Genomic DNA, 15,733 nt, shown 5'->3' on the forward strand with positions numbered 1-15,733 from the left:
AAGGACGCACGCCATGAGCGATGTGCTCACCATCGGACAGATCAACGCCTCCGGCACCGCCACGTCGAAGGAGACCGCCATCAAGGAGGCCGCCGACATGCTGGTCGGCGTCGGCGCCGTGACGCCCGCTTACCACGAGGCGATGCTCGCCCGCGAGGCGACCGTCTCCACCTACATGGGCAACCTGCTCGCCATCCCGCACGGCACGAACGACGCGAAGGACGAGATCCGCTCGTCGGCGCTGTCCTTCGTCCGCTACGCGCAGCCGATCGACTGGGACGGCAACGAGGTCCGCTTCGTCGTCGGCATCGCCGGCGTCAACAACGAGCACCTCGAGATCCTCTCCAAGATCGCGATCATCTTCTCCGAGGAGGACGAGGTGCAGAAGCTCCTCGACGCCCCGGACGCGCAGTCGCTCTACGCGCTGCTGGGCGAGGTCAACTCCTGATGCCCACCGCCGTCCACTTCGGCGCCGGCAACATCGGCCGCGGCTTCGTCGGGCTGATCCTGCACGGTGCCGGCTACGAGCTGGTCTTCGCCGACGTCAACGCGGCGCTGATCGATCAGCTCGCCGCCGCCGACAGCTACGAGGTGCACGAGGTGGGGGAGTCGTCCGCGACGCACGTCGTCGACGGCTTCCGCGCGATCAACTCGGCGAGCGACGAGGAGGCCCTCGTCCGCGAGATCGCCGCCGCGGACATCGTCACCACCGCGGTGGGTCCGAACATCCTGCGCTTCGTCGCCCCGGTGATCGCGAAGGGCCTCGCGGCCCGAGCGGAGTCGGCGCCCCGCCTGGCCGTGATGGCCTGCGAGAACGCGATCAACGCGACCCGGCTGCTGCAGACCGAGGTCGCCGCGAGCCTGGGCGCGGACGAGTGGGAGCGCCTGCGCACCCGCGCGGTCTTCGCCGACACCGCTGTCGACCGCATCGTGCCGAACCAGGCGGCCGGCCAGGGTCTCGACGTCACGGTCGAGAGCTTCTTCGAGTGGGTCGTCGACCGCACGCCGTTCGAGGGCTCCGAGCCCGCGATCCCCGGCGCGACCTGGGTCGACGACCTCGAGCCGTTCATCGAGCGCAAGCTCTTCACGGTGAACACCGGACACGCCACCGCGGCGTACGTCGGCTTCGCGGCCGGCGCGCACAAGCTGTCGGACGCGCTCGCGCTGCCCGAGGTGCACGACGCGGTGAAGGCCGCGCTCGAGGACACCAAGACGCTGATCGTCGAGAAGCACGGCTTCAGCGACGAGGAGCAGGAGGCCTACCTCCAGAAGACGCTGAAGCGCTTCGCGAATCCGGGTCTGACCGACACGGTGGACCGGGTCGGGCGCCAGCCGCTGCGCAAGCTCTCGCGGCACGAGCGCTTCATCGGCCCGGCGGCCGAGCTCGCGGAGCGCGGGCACGTGCCGAGCGGACTGCTGACGGCGATCGGCGCGGCCCTCCGCTTCGACGTGCCGGAGGACCCGCAGAGCGTCGAGCTGAAGGAGAAGCTGGCGGCGCTGTCGCCGGAGGAGTTCGTCGCCGAGGTGACCGGCCTCGGCGCGGACCACCCGCTGTTCGCGCAGGTCGTCGCGGTCGTCCGCGGCTGACCTCCGCGAGGCTTCGTCCGGAGGGGCGGGATCGGGTGCTCCGGCATCCGGCCCCGCCCCTCCGCGGTTCGCGCCGCGATCCGGAACGCGACCCGGGCTAGAAGAGGCGCCAGCGGGTCAGTGGCCAGGCGACGGCGAAGACGCGCCCGACCACCCGCTCGATCGGCACCGTCTTCACGCAGGAGTCGATCGGACCCGGGGCTCCGCGGCAGTCGCCGAGCGAGTCGTTGGAGTTCGAGCGGTGGTCGCCGAGGACGAAGAGCGTGTCCTCCGGCACCGTGTACTCCTGGAAGCAGCGGGTGGAGGCGGGCTGCGAGTCGCAGTCCTGGGTGCCGGGGGCGAACGGGAAGTCCTCGAAGACGTAGTCGCCCGCGAGCGGCTGCCCGTCCACGAGCACGTGTCCCTCGGCGTCGCAGCAGGAGACCGTCTGGCCGGCGGTCGCGATCACGCGCTTCACGAGGAACTCCTCGTGCGACGGGCCGATGCTCGTGACGTCGCCGAAGTACTTCACCGCCTCGGAGAGCGGGTTCCCGACCGCGTCGGTCGCGCCCCAGCGCGCGTCCCGCGAGAAGACGACGATCTGCTCCGACTCCGGCTCGCCGTGGAGCGCCGCGGTGCGGTCGACCAGGATGCGGTCGCCGAAGAAGCCGCCGCCCTGCAGGGTGTTCTCCATCGAGCCGGTCGGCACGGTGTACACCTTCACGAAGAACGTCTGCACGAGGGCGATGACGACGATCGCGACGAGCACGGTCACCAGGGGGTGCGAGTACCAGCTCCGCCGGCTCCTCGCCGTGCCGTCCGTCGTCTTCTCCGTGCGCGCCATCCGCGGTCCCTTCGACGAGGGAGAGCCTAGGCGGCGGCCGTCGTGCTCGCGCTCCGCGGCGCGCACACCGCCGTCCCCGGCGGGTGCCCGCCCCCGCCCTGAGGCGACACGCCCGGGCTGGCGGAGAAGCGGGGATTCGCGTAGTATCGACCCTTGGTGTTTGCGCGTGCTCCGGCACGCCCGCGCACCGCTCCCCAGGCTCCGCCCGGGGGGAGGATCGTCGCGGAAGCATTCGCACGACCAGTACACACACTACTTCCGAACGACAGTGAGGCTATGGCCAAAAAAGACGGTGTCATCGAAATCGAAGGTGCGGTTGTCGAGGCGCTCCCCAACGCGATGTTCCGCGTGGAGCTCACCAACGGACACAAGGTTCTCGCCCACATCTCGGGCAAGATGCGTCAGCACTACATCCGCATCCTCCCCGAGGACCGCGTGATCGTGGAGCTCAGCCCCTACGACCTGACCCGCGGCCGGATCGTCTACCGCTACAAGTAGACGTTCGCTCCGCTCAGTTCGCGACGTGCGTGTCCTGTAAGGAACGGCCCCGGCATCCGCCGGGAGCACGACGCCAGCGAAAACAAGGAACAGAACAATGAAGGTCAACCCCAGCGTCAAGCGCATCTGCGACCACTGCAAGATCATCCGCCGCCACGGCAACGTGATGGTCATCTGCAGCAGCAACCCCCGCCACAAGCAGCGCCAGGGCTAGTCCTCCGGGACTCCCGGCGCTCCTGCGAGGAGCGCGGGCGGGAAACCGCCCAGCAGCACGGCAACACACCACCCCGCAACGTCAGAAATCGCGCAGCGCCCCGGGTCTCCCGGAGTGAATGGCGAGGACACCTTCGGTCGGAGGCCGAGGCACCGACGTTGCTTCACACCTCCACTCACTCACAGGAGAAGCCACCATGGCACGTCTGGCAGGAGTAGACATCCCGCGCGAGAAGCGCGTGGAGGTCGCACTGACCTACATCTACGGAGTCGGCCGCACCAGCGCGCTGAAGACGCTGAGCGACACGGGGATCGACGGCAACATCCGCGTCAAGGACCTCACCGACGACCAGCTCGTCGCGCTCCGCGACTACATCGAGGGCAACTACAAGGTGGAGGGAGACCTCCGCCGCGAAGTCGCCGCCGACATCCGCCGCAAGGTCGAGATCGGGTCCTACGAGGGCATCCGCCACCGTCGCGGCCTCCCGGTCCGTGGACAGCGCACCAAGACGAACGCTCGCACCCGCAAGGGCCCGAAGCGCACCGTCGCCGGCAAGAAGAAGGCCGGCCGCAAGTAACGCGGGCGACACGGACCTAGAGGAGATAACAAGTGGCTACCCCCAAGTCGGCCGCGCGCAAGCCGCGCCGCAAGGAGAAGAAGAACATCGCTGTGGGCCAGGCCCACATCAAGTCGACGTTCAACAACACCATCGTGTCGATCACCGACCCCGCCGGGGCCGTCATCAGCTGGGCCTCGTCCGGTGGAGTCGGCTTCAAGGGCTCGCGCAAGTCGACGCCGTTCGCCGCCCAGCTCGCTGCCGAGTCGGCCGCGCGTCAGGCGCAGGAGCACGGCATGAAGAAGGTCGACGTCTTCGTGAAGGGCCCGGGCTCCGGTCGCGAGACCGCGATCCGCTCGCTCCAGGCCGCAGGCCTCGAGGTCGGCTCGATCAACGACGTCACCCCGCAGGCGCACAACGGCTGCCGCCCGCCGAAGCGCCGTCGCGTCTAACGCAGCACTCGCAGCCGTCGGCCGGCCGAACGAAGCGCTCTCCAGCGCGACGTGAGGCCGGCCGGCGGATCGCGCATTTCTTTCACAACTTCAGACTCGCAAACGCACGTGTCATATAGCGGACACGTGATCGAAAGGAATCAACAGTGCTTATCGCACAGCGTCCGACGCTCACCGAGGAGAACATCTCGGAGTTCCGTTCCCGCTTCGTCATCGAGCCCCTCGAGCCCGGCTTCGGCTACACGCTCGGCAACTCGCTGCGTCGCACCCTGCTGTCCTCCATCCCCGGCGCCGCTGTCACCAGCATCCGGATCGACGGAGTCCTGCACGAGTTCACGACCGTCCCGGGCGTCCGCGAGGACGTCACCGAGATCATCCTGAACATCAAGGGACTCGTCGTCTCCTCCGAGCACGACGAGCCGATCACCGCCTACCTGCGCAAGCAGGGCGCCGGCCAGGTCACCGCCGCCGACATCTCGGCTCCGGCCGGTGTCGAGATCCACAACCCGGACCTCGTCATCGCGACCCTGAACGACAAGGCGAAGTTCGAGCTCGAGCTCACCATCGAGCGCGGCCGCGGCTACGTCTCGGCGACCCAGAACCGCAGCGAGTTCTCCGAGGCCGGCCAGATCCCGGTCGACTCGATCTACTCGCCCGTGCTCAAGGTCACCTACCGCGTCGAGGCCACCCGTGCCGGCGAGCGCACCGACTTCGACCGCCTGGTCGTCGACGTCGAGTCGAAGCCGGCGATCACGCCGCGCGACGCCATCGCGTCGGCCGGTCGCACGCTGACCGAGCTGTTCGGTCTCGCCCGCGAGCTGAACAACGCGGCCGAGGGCATCGAGATCGGCCCCGCGCCGGTCGACGCCGTCCTCTCGACCGAGCTGTCCATGCCCATCGAGGACCTCGACCTCTCGGTGCGCAGCTACAACTGCCTCAAGCGCGAGGGCATCAACAACGTCAATGAGCTCGTCGCCCTCTCGGAGACGCAGCTCATGAACATCCGCAACTTCGGTCAGAAGTCGGTGGATGAGGTCAAGGAGAAGCTGACGGAGCTGGGCCTGTCGCTGAAGGACTCGGTCCCCGGGTTCGACGGCGCCCACTTCTACAGCTACGACGACGAGAGCATCTAGGTCTCCGCTCCGGCGTTCGACCTTCTGACACCCCTTTAGTACTGGAGTAAAGCCATGCCCAAGCCCACGAAGGGCCCCCGCCTCGGAGGCGGTCCCGCACACGAGCGTCTGCTGCTCGCGAACCTGGCCGCGGCCCTGTTCACGCACAAGAGCATCAAGACGACCGAGACCAAGGCCAAGCGCCTGCGTCCCCTCGCCGAGCGTCTGGTGACGTTCGCGAAGCGCGGCGACCTGCACGCCCGCCGCCGCGTCCTCGCGACCATCGGCGACAAGAGCGTCGTGCACGAGCTCTTCACCGAGATCGCGCCGCTCGTCGCCGAGCGTGAGGGCGGCTACACCCGCATCACGAAGATCGGTCCCCGCAAGGGCGACAACGCCCCGATGGCCGTCATCGAGCTCGTCCTCGAGCCCGTGACGCCGAAGGTCAAGAAGTCGCGCACCGGCGCCGCTCCCGTCTCGGCTCCGGTCGAGGACGAGACCGTCGTCGCGGACGCCCCTGCCGAGGACGCCACTGTCGAGGAGGCGCCCGTCGCCGACACGACCGAGGCCGACGCGACCGTCCAGGACGCGCCCGTCGAGGACGCCCCGGTCGAGGCGACCACCGAGACCAAGTAGTCCCGAGCGCGTCTCGAGAGCCCTCCGCCCCCTCGGGGACGGGGGGCTCTCGTCGTTCCCGGCCGCGGCACTCCTGCGTGCTCGGTGGCGCGGAACGTCGCTTACGATGGCGGGATCGTCCCGACAGAGGGTCGGAGGCGTCCGGTATCCGGGCCCCCGTCCTCGTCGGCCAGCAGGAGGAGTTCCGTGCGCGCGCACCATGCGGTCCTGCTCCTCGCCGCGACGGCCCTGCTGGCGGGCTGCTCCTCCACCGGGGTCGTCGACGTGCCGGAGGCGGCGCGCACGACGGCGCCGAGCGCCGCCTCCGAGTCCGTGCCCAGCGCGACTGCCACGGCCGTCGCGCCGGCGGCTCCCGCCCTCGACTGCTCCGCGGCCCTGCCCGCCTCGGCCGTCGAGACGGCGGTCGGTCTGCCCGCCGGGACGGCCGTGCTCGTCCAGGCGGGGGACACCTGCTCCTACGGCATCGCCGGCAACCCGTCGGCGGTCCTCGTCACCGTCGGGCCCGCGCGGCTCGCGGAGACGTTCGCCGGTGCGGGCGAGGCCGTCGGCGCCGTGCCGGCTCCGCTGGGGGAGGCCGCCTACCGGCTCGAGGGCTCGCCGACGACGCCGTCCCAGCTGGCCGTGCTGGCGGGCGGCTACGAGCTGCACGTCGAGTCCTTCGTCGGCGACCAGGACGTCCTCGCCGACTGGGCGGTGGCCGTCTTCGACTCGCTCGGCGTCCGGCTCTCGGCCGGCTGATCCGGCGACCCGGAACGGCGCGGCGGACGACCTAGACTCGTCGGGTGCTCCACCGCGTCCGCCTCGATCTGGCCTACGACGGCACCCACTTCGCGGGCTGGGCGCTCCAGCCCGGCCTCCGCACGGTGCAGGGCGTCCTCGAGGACGCGCTTGGCGTGCTGCTGCGCTCGGAGGAGCGGACGGTGGTCACCGTCGCGGGCCGCACCGACGCGGGCGTGCACGCGAGCGCTCAGGTGGCGCACCTGGACCTCACGCCCCAGCAGTGGTCGCGCCTGAACGGCAGCCCGCGGGCCGGCACCGAGAAGGTCGCGCCCGAGGTCGTGCTCCAGCGCAAGCTCCAGGGGATCCTCGGTCAGTACTCGGACCTGTCCGTGCACCGGGTGACCCGGGCGCCCGAGGGCTTCGACGCGCGCTTCTCCGCGCGCTGGCGGCGCTACGAGTACCGGCTCGCCGACCGCACCTCGCTCCGCCGGCCGCTCGAGCGCGGCTTCACGACCTGGATCAACGAGGCGGTCGACGAGGGCCTCATGGCGCGGGCGGCCGAGTCGCTGCTCGGCCTGCACGACTACGCCTCGTTCTGCCGCGCGCGCGTGGGAGCCACCACCATCCGCAGCCTCCTCGACTTCACCTGGGAGCGGGACGAGGACGGCGTGCTGCACGCCCACCTGCGCGCCGACGCCTTCTGCCACAGCATGGTGCGGGCGCTCGTCGGCTCCTGCGTGGCCGTGGGGATCGGCAAGCTGGACGCGGGAGAGCTCCCGCTGCTGCGCGACGCCGCCCGCCGCACGAACGCCTTCGCGGTCATGCCGGCGCGCGGCCTCATCCTGCGCGAGGTCGATTACCCTGAGGATTCAGAACTGGCCGAGCGGGCCGTGCTCACCCGGGTGAAGCGCACCCTGCCCGGCGGGGACGCCCAGGGGGAGGACGACGAGTGATCCGCAGGAACCACCGCGTGAGGGCGCTGGTCGCCGCGCTCGTCCTGCCGGCGGGGCTGCTGCTGGCCGGCTGCTCGTCGTCGGCGATCGACGTGCCGGACCGGGCGCCCGCCGCCGCGGTCGACTCCACCGCGCCGACCGCCGTGCCCACCGCGGCGCCGACCGCTCCCGCGGCCGAGCCGACCGCCGGTGCGACGGTCGAGGTCCTCGACTGCGCCGCGGTGCTGCCGGTGCCGGCGATCGAGGCGGCCCTCGAGCTGCCCGAGGGCTTCGTCACCGCCTCGGATCAGGGCTCCGGCTGCGCCTGGGCGATGGCGGGCAACCCCGCCGCGCTCGTCCTGCAGACGGCGACCGGCGCCACCACGGCCGACGTCGCCGCGCAGGAGTCCGAGGCCCCCGTCGGGCCGAGCGGGCTGGGCGACGCCGCCTTCTTCCGCGCCGGCGACCCGGCGGTCGACCCGGCCGCCACGGTCGTCGTGCTCGCCGGGGACCGGCTGCTCTCGCTGCGCTCCTACGTCGGCGGCCAGGCCCCGCTCGAGGAGCTGGCGATCGAGGTCCTGGCCGCTCTGGGGCAGGACGACTCCTGACCCGGACCGCCCGGGGGAGCGCGTCGGCGAACCCGTGAGCTTCCGCTCCGGTGCGGATTGCTGTACTGTCGACCCTTGGTGTTCTCGGCCGCGTGCCGGCACCCGAAGTTGAGCCCTCCACCGGATCGGTTCGGCCCCCTCGCGGGTCGAACGGCCACGGAGCGGGATTCACGAACTCCTCACTCCGATCAGAAAGCAGCACTCACGTGACTCGCACTTTTTCTCCGAAGCCGGCTGACGTCCAGCACGACTGGATCGTCATCGACGCGTCCGACGTCGTGCTCGGCCGTCTGGCCACCCACGCCGCTGCGCTCCTGCGCGGCAAGCACAAGCCGACGTTCGCGCCGCACATGGACATGGGCGACTTCGTCATCATCGTCAACGCCGAGAAGGTGGCCCTCACCGGCCAGAAGCTCCTCCAGAAGAAGGCGTACCGCCACTCCGGCTACCCGGGCGGCCTCACGGCCACCACGTACGCCGAGCTCCTCGAGAAGAACCCGATCCGCGCCGTCGAGAAGGCCATCCGCGGAATGCTCCCCAAGAACTCCCTCGGTCGTGCGCAGCTGCGCAAGCTGAAGGTCTACACGGGCACCGAGCACCCTCACGCGGCTCAGCAGCCCAAGGCGTACGCCTTCACCCAGGTCGCCCAGTAGGCTCCGGCCCTCCCCGACACCCCAGACTTCGAAGACAAAGGATCACCTACACCGTGGCGAAGATCGCAGACCAGATCGACGTGGCTCCCGAGAGCTACTCCACCGAAAGCCCGGCCACCGAGGCGTCCTCGACGCCCCGCGCCGTCCTCAACGTCTCCGGCGCAGCCGTGGGCCGTCGCAAGCAGGCCATCGCCCGCGTGCGCCTGGTCCCGGGCTCCGGCAGCCTGACCGTGAACGCCCGCGAGTTCGCGGAGTACTTTCCCAACAAGCTGCACCAGCAGCTGATCAACGACCCGTTCAAGGTCCTCGACCTCCTCGGCTCGTACGACGTCGTCGCGAAGATCACCGGCGGTGGCCCCTCCGGCCAGGCCGGTGCACTCCGCCTGGCGATCGCGCGTGCGCTGAACGAGATCGACCGCGAGAACAACCGCGCCATCCTCAAGAAGGCCGGCTTCCTCACCCGCGACGCTCGCGTCATCGAGCGCAAGAAGGCCGGTCTCAAGAAGGCCCGCAAGGCGTCCCAGTTCTCGAAGCGCTAGTCGCTGCGGCCCCCGTGGCCGCCGATCAGCAGCTTCAGAAGGGGACTGGCATCATGCCGCGCCTGTTCGGAACAGATGGCGTCCGTGGCCTCGCGAATCGCGACGTCACGGCCGACCTGGCCCTCGGCCTCGCTCAGGCGGCCGCCCGTGTACTCGGTGCGGCCGCCCGGGCGGAGGGCCGTCGGCCCCTCGCCGTCCTGGCCCGCGATCCTCGGATCTCGGGCCAGTTCATCGGTGCCGCCGTCGCGGCCGGCCTCGCGAGCGCCGGCGTCGACGTGCTGGACGCGGGAGTCATCCCGACGCCCGCCGCCGCATACCTCATCGCCGACGAGAGCGCCGACTTCGGCGTGATGATCTCGGCGTCGCACAACCCCGCCGCCGACAACGGCATCAAGTTCTTCGCGGCCGGCGGCCGCAAGCTCCCGGACGAGCTCGAGAACCGCATCGAGGCGGCTCTCGGCGTCCCGCCGCTCACGCCGCTCGGCGCCGACGTCGGCCGCATCCGCCGCTTCGCCGACGCGGAGGACCGCTACGTCCTCCACCTGCTCGGCTCGCTCGGCAGCACCCGCCTGGACGGACTGCACGTGGTCATCGACTGCGCGCACGGCGCCGCCGCGGGCATCTCGCCGGAGGTCTTCACCGACGCCGGAGCGACCGTCACCGTGATCGGCAACGATCCGGACGGCATCAACATCAACGACGGCGTGGGCTCGACCCACCTCGACCACGTCGCCGAGGCGGTCCGCGAGGCGGGCGCCGATCTCGGCATCGCGCACGACGGCGACGCGGACCGCTGCCTCGCGGTCGACGCCGAGGGGCGCGTCGTCGACGGCGACCAGATCATGGCGATCCTCGCGACGTCGATGGCGCGGCGCGGCGTCCTCCGCGACAACGTGCTCGTCGCCACGGTGATGAGCAACCTCGGTCTCAAGACCGCGATGGCCGACGCCGGCATCCGCGTGATCGAGACCGGCGTGGGCGACCGCTACGTGCTCGAGGCCATGAACGACGGCGGCTACTCGCTCGGCGGCGAGCAGTCCGGCCACGTCATCATGAGCCGCTTCGCGACGACCGGCGACGGCGTCCTCACCGGGCTGCAGCTCGCCGCCGAGGTGGCGCGGACCGGGAAGTCGCTCGCCGAGCTCGCCTCAGTGATGCGGGTGTTCCCGCAGACGCTCGTCAACGTCCGCGGCGTCGACCGCGAGGGCGTGCACGACGACGCCGTCATCGCGGCCGCCATCGCCGAGGCGGAGCGCGAGCTGGGCACCGGCGGGCGCGTGCTGCTCCGGCCCTCGGGCACCGAGCCGATGGTCCGCGTCATGGTCGAGGCCTCCACCAAGGAGACCGCCGACCGGCTGGCCGAGTCCCTCGCTGCGGTCGTGCTCGAGCAGCTGCGCGTCGCGGCCTAGCGGCTGCATCCACCGCTGACGCGGGGATCTCGATACGCCCCTGCGGGGCTGATCGACCAGCATGCTTCGATCAGCACGCTTCCGCCGCGCACTCAGATCTTGCGGAGGAGCACCGAGGAGACGGTGTGGTCGGCCTGCTTGCGCAGGACCAGGCTCGCCCGCGAGCGCGTGGGCCGCACGTTCTGCAGCAGATTCGGCTCGTTGATCGAGGACCAGATGCTGCGAGCCCGCTCGCGCGCCTCGTCGGGCGTCAGCGAGGCGTAGCGGTGGAAGTACGAGTTCGGGCTCGCGAAGGCGCCCTGCTGCAGTGCGAGGAACCGCTCCTCGTACCAGCGCGCGATGTCGCTCGTCCGCGCGTCGACGTAGACCGTGAAGTCGAAGAGGTCGCTGACCGCGAGGCCGTGCCCGGGCGCGGGCGGCTGCAGGACGTTCAGGCCCTCGACGATCAGCACGTCCGGTCGCCGCACGACGATCTCGGCGTCGCGGACGATGTCGTAGGAGAGGTGCGAGTAGAACGGAGCACGCACCTCGGCCGCCCCGCCCTTCACCTCGGAGACGAAGCGCAGCAGCGCGCGGCGGTCGTACGACTCCGGGAAGCCCTTCCGGCTCATCAGCCCGCGCCGCTCCAGCTCGCTGTTGGGCAGGAGGAAGCCGTCGGTCGTCACGAGCTCGACGCGCGGGGTGTCGTCCCAGCGGGCGAGCAGCTCGCGGAGCAGGCGGGCGATGGTCGACTTGCCGACCGCGACCGAGCCGGCGACGCCGATCACGAACGGGGTGGGCTGCGCCCGCTCACCGAGGAACGTGCTCGTCGCCCGGTGCAGCTGGCGCGCGCCGCCGGCGTAGAGGGTCAGCAGCCGGGACAGCGGGAGGTACACCTCGGCGACCTCGGTGAGGCTCAGCCGGTCGCCCAGCCCGCGCAGTTGCACGACCTCGGTCTCGCTCAGCGGCAGCTCGGTGCTGCGGGCGAGCTCGGCCCAGTCGGAGCGGACGATCTCGACGAACGGGGAGGGGTGCGCCTCGCGCCCGGGTTCGCGAGCTGACGAGGACATCTGCACGATCCTAGCGGCCGCCGCGGCTCGGCCCCGTCGCCGCAGGAGCGCCCCCGCACGCGATTAGGATCGAGCGCATGTGTGGAATCGTTGGATACGTCGGCGCGCGCGACAGCCTGGCCGTGCTGCTCGGGGGACTGAAGCGACTGGAGTACCGCGGGTACGACTCCGCCGGAGTGGCCGTGATCGACGCCGACGGCCGGATCGACAGCCGCAAGCGCTCGGGCAAGCTCAGCGTCCTCGTCGACGACCTCGAGGCGCACCCGATCGCGCAGGGCACCACCGGCATCGGGCACACCCGCTGGGCGACGCACGGCGGCCCGACCGACCGCAACGCGCACCCGCACCTCGCGGACGACGGGCGCCTCGCGGTCATCCACAACGGCATCATCGAGAACTTCCAGCCCCTCAAGGAGGAGCTGCTCGCCGAGGGCGCCGTCTTCGAGAGCGAGACCGACACCGAGGTCGCCGCGCACCTGATCGCCCGCGAGCACCGCCGCACCGGCGATCTCGTGCTCGCGTTCCAGGCCGTCGTCGCGCGGCTCGAGGGCGCCTTCACGCTGCTCGCGCTGCACCAGGACCAGCCCGGCGTCGTGGTCGGCGCGCGCCGCAACTCGCCGCTCGTGATCGGCCTCGGCGACGGCGAGAACTTCCTCGGCTCCGACGTCGCCGCGTTCGTCGAGTTCACCCGCCGCGCGGTCGCCATCGGCCAGGACCAGATCGTCACCATCACGCCCGACGCGGTGACCGTCACCGACTTCTTCGGAGACCCCGTCGAGACCGAGCCGTTCGAGATCGCCTGGGACGCCTCCGCCTCCGAGAAGGGCGGCTGGTCGAGCTTCATGGCGAAGGAGATCAGCGAGGGCCCGGAGGCCGTCGCCAAGACGCTCCTCGGCCGCATCCAGGACGGCGCGATCGTCCTGCCGGAGCTCGCGTCGCTCGACGCGATCCTCACCGACATCGACCGGATCACCGTGATCGCCTGCGGCACCGCCGCCTACTCCGGCATGGTCGCCAAGTACGCGATCGAGAAGTGGGCGCGCGTGCCGGTCGAGGTCGAGCTGAGCCACGAGTTCCGCTACCGCGACCCGGTGCTGACCCCGCGCACCCTGGTCGTCTCGATCAGCCAGTCCGGCGAGACCATGGACACGCTGATGGCCGTCAAGTACGCCCGCGAGAAGGGCGCGAAGACGCTCTCCGTCTGCAACACCCAGGGCGCGACGATCCCGCGCGAGTCCGACGCCGTGCTCTACACCCACGCCGGCCCGGAGGTCGCGGTCGCCTCGACGAAGGCGTTCGTCGCGCAGATCGCGGCGCTCTACCTCTTCGGCCTGCACCTGGCCGCGGTCCGCGGAGCGGCCACGCCGGAGCTGATCGCCTCGCAGGCCGCGCAGCTCGCCGCGATCCCCGAGAAGCTCTCGCGCGTGCTCGACGCCTCGGAGGCGATCGCCCAGCTCGCCGGCTGGATGGCGGACACCCGCGCGGTGCTCTTCCTCGGCCGCCACGTCGGCTACCCGGTGGCTCTCGAGGGCGCGCTCAAGCTCAAGGAGCTCGCCTACATCCACGCCGAGGGCTTCGCCGCGGGCGAGCTCAAGCACGGGCCGATCGCGCTGATCGAGCCCGGCCAGGTCGTCTTCGTCATCGTGCCGAGCCCGAGCGAGTCGTACGAGCTGCAGCGCAAGGTGATCTCGAACATCCAGGAGATCAAGGCTCGCGGCGCCCGGGTGATCGCGATCGCCGAGCAGGGCGACGCCGCCGCCATCCAGATCGCCGACGAGGTCGTGCCGATCCCGCTGGCCGACCCGCTGTTCGAGCCGCTGCTCGCGGTGACGCCGCTGCAGATGTTCGCGATGGAGCTCGCCTCGGCGAAGGGCCTCGACGTCGACCAGCCGCGGAACCTCGCCAAGTCGGTCACGGTCGAGTGACCCTGCCGTGATCGTCGGGATCGGCGTGGACGTGGTGGATCTCGCGCGCTTCGAGCGGGCGATCTCCCGCACGCCCCGACTCCGCGAGCGGTTGTTCGCCGAGAGCGAACGTGACCTGCCGACGGCCTCGCTGGCCGGTCGGTTCGCCGCGAAGGAGGCGCTGATCAAGGCGCTGGGCGACTCCGCCGGCGCGCGCTGGCACGACATGGTGGTCGAGCGGGACGAGCACGGGAATCCGTCCTTCGTCCTGCACGGCGCGGCGCGCGCGGCGGCGGAGTCGCGCGGGATCGCGCGGGTGCACCTCTCGATGAGCCACGACGCCGGCGTCGCCTGCGCGTTCGTGGTGGCCGAGTCGTGATCGCGCCGCTCGCCTTCCGCGAGGCGCTGATCGACCTGGACGCCGTCGCGGCGAACACGGCTCGGCTCCGGGAGCTGACCGCCGCGCCCCGGCTGATGGCGGTCGTCAAGGCGAACGCCTACGGGCACGGCGCCCTCGCGGTCGCGCAGGCGGCGCTCGCCGGCGGCGCGGACGCGCTCGGCACGGCGGATCTCGACGAGGCGGTCGCGCTGCGCGAGGCCGGGATCCTGGCGCCGGTGCTCTGCTGGCTGCACGACCCCGAGCAGGACTTCGACACTGCTCTCGAGCACGGGATCGAGGTCGCCGTGTCCTCGGTCGGGCAGCTCGACCGGCTGGCGCAGGCCGCCGAGGACCGCGGGGTGCGCGGGGCGGTGCAGCTCAAGGTGGACACCGGTCTCAGCCGGAACGGCGCTGCGGAGGCGGAGTGGGTGCCGCTCGCGCAGTCCCTCGTCCGCCATGCGGCGCGCGGCTCGCTGCAGCTCACCGGGCTGTTCTCGCACCTCTCCAACACCTCGCGCGAGGAGGACCTCGCCCAGCTCGAGCTCCTGCGCCGGGCGGAGGAGGTTCTGCGCGCGCAGGGAACGTCGGCGCCGCTGGTGCACCTCGCCGCCACGGCCGCGGCGCTCCGCCTCCCGGAGGCGCGGCTCGACCAGGTGCGCACCGGCATCGGCGTCTACGGGCTCTCGCCGTTCGACGACCAGACGTCCCTCGGACTCGGCCTCGTGCCCGCGATGACCCTGCAGGGGCGCGTCGCCGGAGTCCGCCGGGTGCCCGCGGGGACGGGCGTCAGCTACGACTACGCCTACCGCTCCGCCGGCGAGACGACGCTCGCGCTGGTGCCGTTCGGTTACGCCGACGGGATCCCGCGCGCCGCGTCCGGAGTCGCCGAGGTTTCGATCGGCGGGCGCCGGCACCGCATCGCCGGGAGGGTGGCGATGGACCAGTTCGTCGTCGACGTCGGAAACGCTCCGGTCGCGGTCGGCGAGCCGGTGACCCTGTGGGGCGACCCGACCACCGGGGTCCCGTCGGTCGACGAGTGGGCGCGCTGGTGCGGCACGATCAACTACGAGCTGGTCACGCGGATCGGGCACCGTGTTCCGCGCAGAACGGTCGGCGGCGCCGCGGGAGGCGTCCGTGCCTGAGCGCGACCGGTTCGCCGACAGCACCGTCGAGATCGGGGACCCGGAGGCGATGGAGGAGCTCGGCCGCTCCCTCGGCCGGGTGCTGCGCGCCGGCGACCTGCTGGTGCTGACCGGGCCGCTCGGCGCGGGCAAGACGACCTTCACCCGCGGCCTCGGCGAGGGGCTCGGGGTGCGCGGGCCGGTGACCAGCCCCACGTTCGTCATCGCGCGGACGCATCCTCCGCTGCACGGCGGGCCGCCGCTGGTGCACGTCGACGCCTACCGCGTCGGGTCCGCGGTGGAGCTGGACGACCTCGACCTCGACCTCGAGCACTCGGTCGTCGTGGTGGAGTGGGGCGCCGGCCTGCTCGACGGCGTCGCCGAGTCGTGGCTCGACATCGTGATCGAGCGCCCGACCGGCGGCTCCGACGCCGAGGACGGCGAGGAGCCGATCGAGCCGCGCACGGTGCGATTCCGCGGCACCGGCTGGCGCTGACCGCTCTGCTGACGACGGGTCTCGATACGCCGCTGCGCGGCTGCT

At 71.4% G+C, this 15,733-nt stretch carries 20 protein-coding genes; 18 read left to right on the forward strand and 2 right to left on the reverse strand.

Translation table 11 applies throughout. The annotated features are described in order from the left end of the window. Positions 1-13 precede the first annotated feature (13 nt). Together EDF36_RS14320 and EDF36_RS14325 are read left to right on the forward strand one after the other, a co-directional pair. Positions 14-448, forward strand: coding sequence for a PTS sugar transporter subunit IIA (locus tag EDF36_RS14320; protein ID WP_123445065.1), 435 nt, complete (start codon positions 14-16; stop codon positions 446-448). Next, on the forward strand, positions 448-1,587 hold the full coding sequence (locus tag EDF36_RS14325) for a mannitol-1-phosphate 5-dehydrogenase (RefSeq protein WP_123733518.1): 1,140 nt from the start codon (positions 448-450) through the stop codon (positions 1,585-1,587). The genes EDF36_RS14320 and EDF36_RS14325 overlap by 1 nt, the downstream gene beginning before the upstream one ends. 97 nt (positions 1,588-1,684) lie before the next feature. On the opposite strand, the gene lepB is transcribed toward EDF36_RS14325, so the two are convergent. Then, a complete protein-coding gene (gene lepB / locus EDF36_RS14330; RefSeq protein WP_123733519.1) occupies positions 1,685-2,410 on the reverse strand; it encodes a signal peptidase I in 726 nt (241 codons plus the stop codon). A gap of 276 nt (positions 2,411-2,686) precedes the next feature. Here lepB and infA point away from each other — a divergent pair, with 276 nt between their 5' ends. The 12 genes from infA (at position 2,687) to glmM (ending at position 10,739) form a co-directional block, all read left to right on the forward strand. After that, positions 2,687-2,908 (forward strand): translation initiation factor IF-1, encoded by a 222-nt coding sequence (gene infA / locus EDF36_RS14335; protein WP_022883252.1) that lies wholly within the window; start codon positions 2,687-2,689, stop codon positions 2,906-2,908. A 97-nt stretch (positions 2,909-3,005) separates the two neighbouring features. Next, positions 3,006-3,122 (forward strand): 50S ribosomal protein L36, encoded by a 117-nt coding sequence (gene rpmJ / locus EDF36_RS14340; RefSeq protein WP_055787164.1) that lies wholly within the window; start codon positions 3,006-3,008, stop codon positions 3,120-3,122. A 196-nt stretch (positions 3,123-3,318) separates the two neighbouring features. After that, a complete protein-coding gene (rpsM, locus tag EDF36_RS14345; protein ID WP_056037260.1) occupies positions 3,319-3,699 on the forward strand; it encodes a 30S ribosomal protein S13 in 381 nt (126 codons plus the stop codon). A 32-nt stretch (positions 3,700-3,731) separates the two neighbouring features. After that, complete coding sequence (gene rpsK / locus EDF36_RS14350; RefSeq protein ID WP_056037257.1) at positions 3,732-4,130, forward strand: 30S ribosomal protein S11; 399 nt, start codon at positions 3,732-3,734, stop codon at positions 4,128-4,130. Positions 4,131-4,276: 146 nt separating this feature from the next. Beyond that, complete coding sequence (locus EDF36_RS14355; protein ID WP_123445069.1) at positions 4,277-5,263, forward strand: DNA-directed RNA polymerase subunit alpha; 987 nt, start codon at positions 4,277-4,279, stop codon at positions 5,261-5,263. 54 nt (positions 5,264-5,317) lie between these two features. Further along, the gene (rplQ, locus tag EDF36_RS14360; RefSeq protein WP_123733520.1) at positions 5,318-5,878 is read left to right on the forward strand and encodes a 50S ribosomal protein L17; all 561 of its coding nucleotides are present in this window, start codon (positions 5,318-5,320) and stop codon (positions 5,876-5,878) included. A gap of 186 nt (positions 5,879-6,064) precedes the next feature. Then, entirely contained in the window at positions 6,065-6,616 is a 552-nt protein-coding gene (locus tag EDF36_RS14365) for a hypothetical protein (RefSeq protein ID WP_123733521.1), read from the forward strand. Positions 6,617-6,660: 44 nt separating this feature from the next. Continuing rightward, positions 6,661-7,551, forward strand: a complete 891-nt coding sequence (locus EDF36_RS14370; protein ID WP_123733522.1) for a tRNA pseudouridine(38-40) synthase TruA — start codon at positions 6,661-6,663, stop codon at positions 7,549-7,551. A gap of 17 nt (positions 7,552-7,568) precedes the next feature. Continuing rightward, positions 7,569-8,138: a hypothetical protein gene (locus EDF36_RS14375; RefSeq protein ID WP_221181667.1), complete on the forward strand. Its 570-nt coding sequence runs from the start codon at positions 7,569-7,571 to the stop codon at positions 8,136-8,138. Between the two features lie 206 nt (positions 8,139-8,344). Then, the gene (gene rplM, locus EDF36_RS14380) at positions 8,345-8,791 is read left to right on the forward strand and encodes a 50S ribosomal protein L13 (protein ID WP_123445074.1); all 447 of its coding nucleotides are present in this window, start codon (positions 8,345-8,347) and stop codon (positions 8,789-8,791) included. A gap of 53 nt (positions 8,792-8,844) precedes the next feature. After that, positions 8,845-9,330: a 30S ribosomal protein S9 gene (gene rpsI, locus EDF36_RS14385; protein ID WP_123445075.1), complete on the forward strand. Its 486-nt coding sequence runs from the start codon at positions 8,845-8,847 to the stop codon at positions 9,328-9,330. A 53-nt stretch (positions 9,331-9,383) separates the two neighbouring features. Then, positions 9,384-10,739, forward strand: coding sequence for a phosphoglucosamine mutase (glmM, locus tag EDF36_RS14390; RefSeq protein ID WP_123733553.1), 1,356 nt, complete (start codon positions 9,384-9,386; stop codon positions 10,737-10,739). A 92-nt stretch (positions 10,740-10,831) separates the two neighbouring features. Here glmM and coaA read toward each other — a convergent pair whose 3' ends face one another. Beyond that, positions 10,832-11,788: a type I pantothenate kinase gene (coaA, locus tag EDF36_RS14395; protein WP_123445076.1), complete on the reverse strand. Its 957-nt coding sequence runs from the start codon at positions 11,786-11,788 to the stop codon at positions 10,832-10,834. Between the two features lie 77 nt (positions 11,789-11,865). Between coaA and glmS the strand changes: the two genes are divergently transcribed. From glmS to tsaE, 4 genes are read left to right on the forward strand one after another with little or no spacing between them, the layout of a single operon-like run. Beyond that, positions 11,866-13,713, forward strand: a complete 1,848-nt coding sequence (gene glmS, locus EDF36_RS14400) for a glutamine--fructose-6-phosphate transaminase (isomerizing) (RefSeq protein ID WP_123733524.1) — start codon at positions 11,866-11,868, stop codon at positions 13,711-13,713. A gap of 7 nt (positions 13,714-13,720) precedes the next feature. Further along, entirely contained in the window at positions 13,721-14,071 is a 351-nt protein-coding gene (locus tag EDF36_RS14405) for a holo-ACP synthase (RefSeq protein WP_123445078.1), read from the forward strand. After that, complete coding sequence (gene alr / locus EDF36_RS14410) at positions 14,068-15,213, forward strand: alanine racemase (protein ID WP_123733525.1); 1,146 nt, start codon at positions 14,068-14,070, stop codon at positions 15,211-15,213. The genes EDF36_RS14405 and alr overlap by 4 nt, the downstream gene beginning before the upstream one ends. Positions 15,214-15,262: 49 nt before the next feature. Then, positions 15,263-15,688: a tRNA (adenosine(37)-N6)-threonylcarbamoyltransferase complex ATPase subunit type 1 TsaE gene (tsaE, locus tag EDF36_RS14415; protein ID WP_123733554.1), complete on the forward strand. Its 426-nt coding sequence runs from the start codon at positions 15,263-15,265 to the stop codon at positions 15,686-15,688. Positions 15,689-15,733: the final 45 nt, after the last annotated feature.

The sequence above is a fragment of the Rathayibacter sp. PhB152 genome (assembly GCF_003751395.1).
GTDB classification, from domain to species: Bacteria; Actinomycetota; Actinomycetes; order Actinomycetales; family Microbacteriaceae; genus Rathayibacter; species Rathayibacter festucae.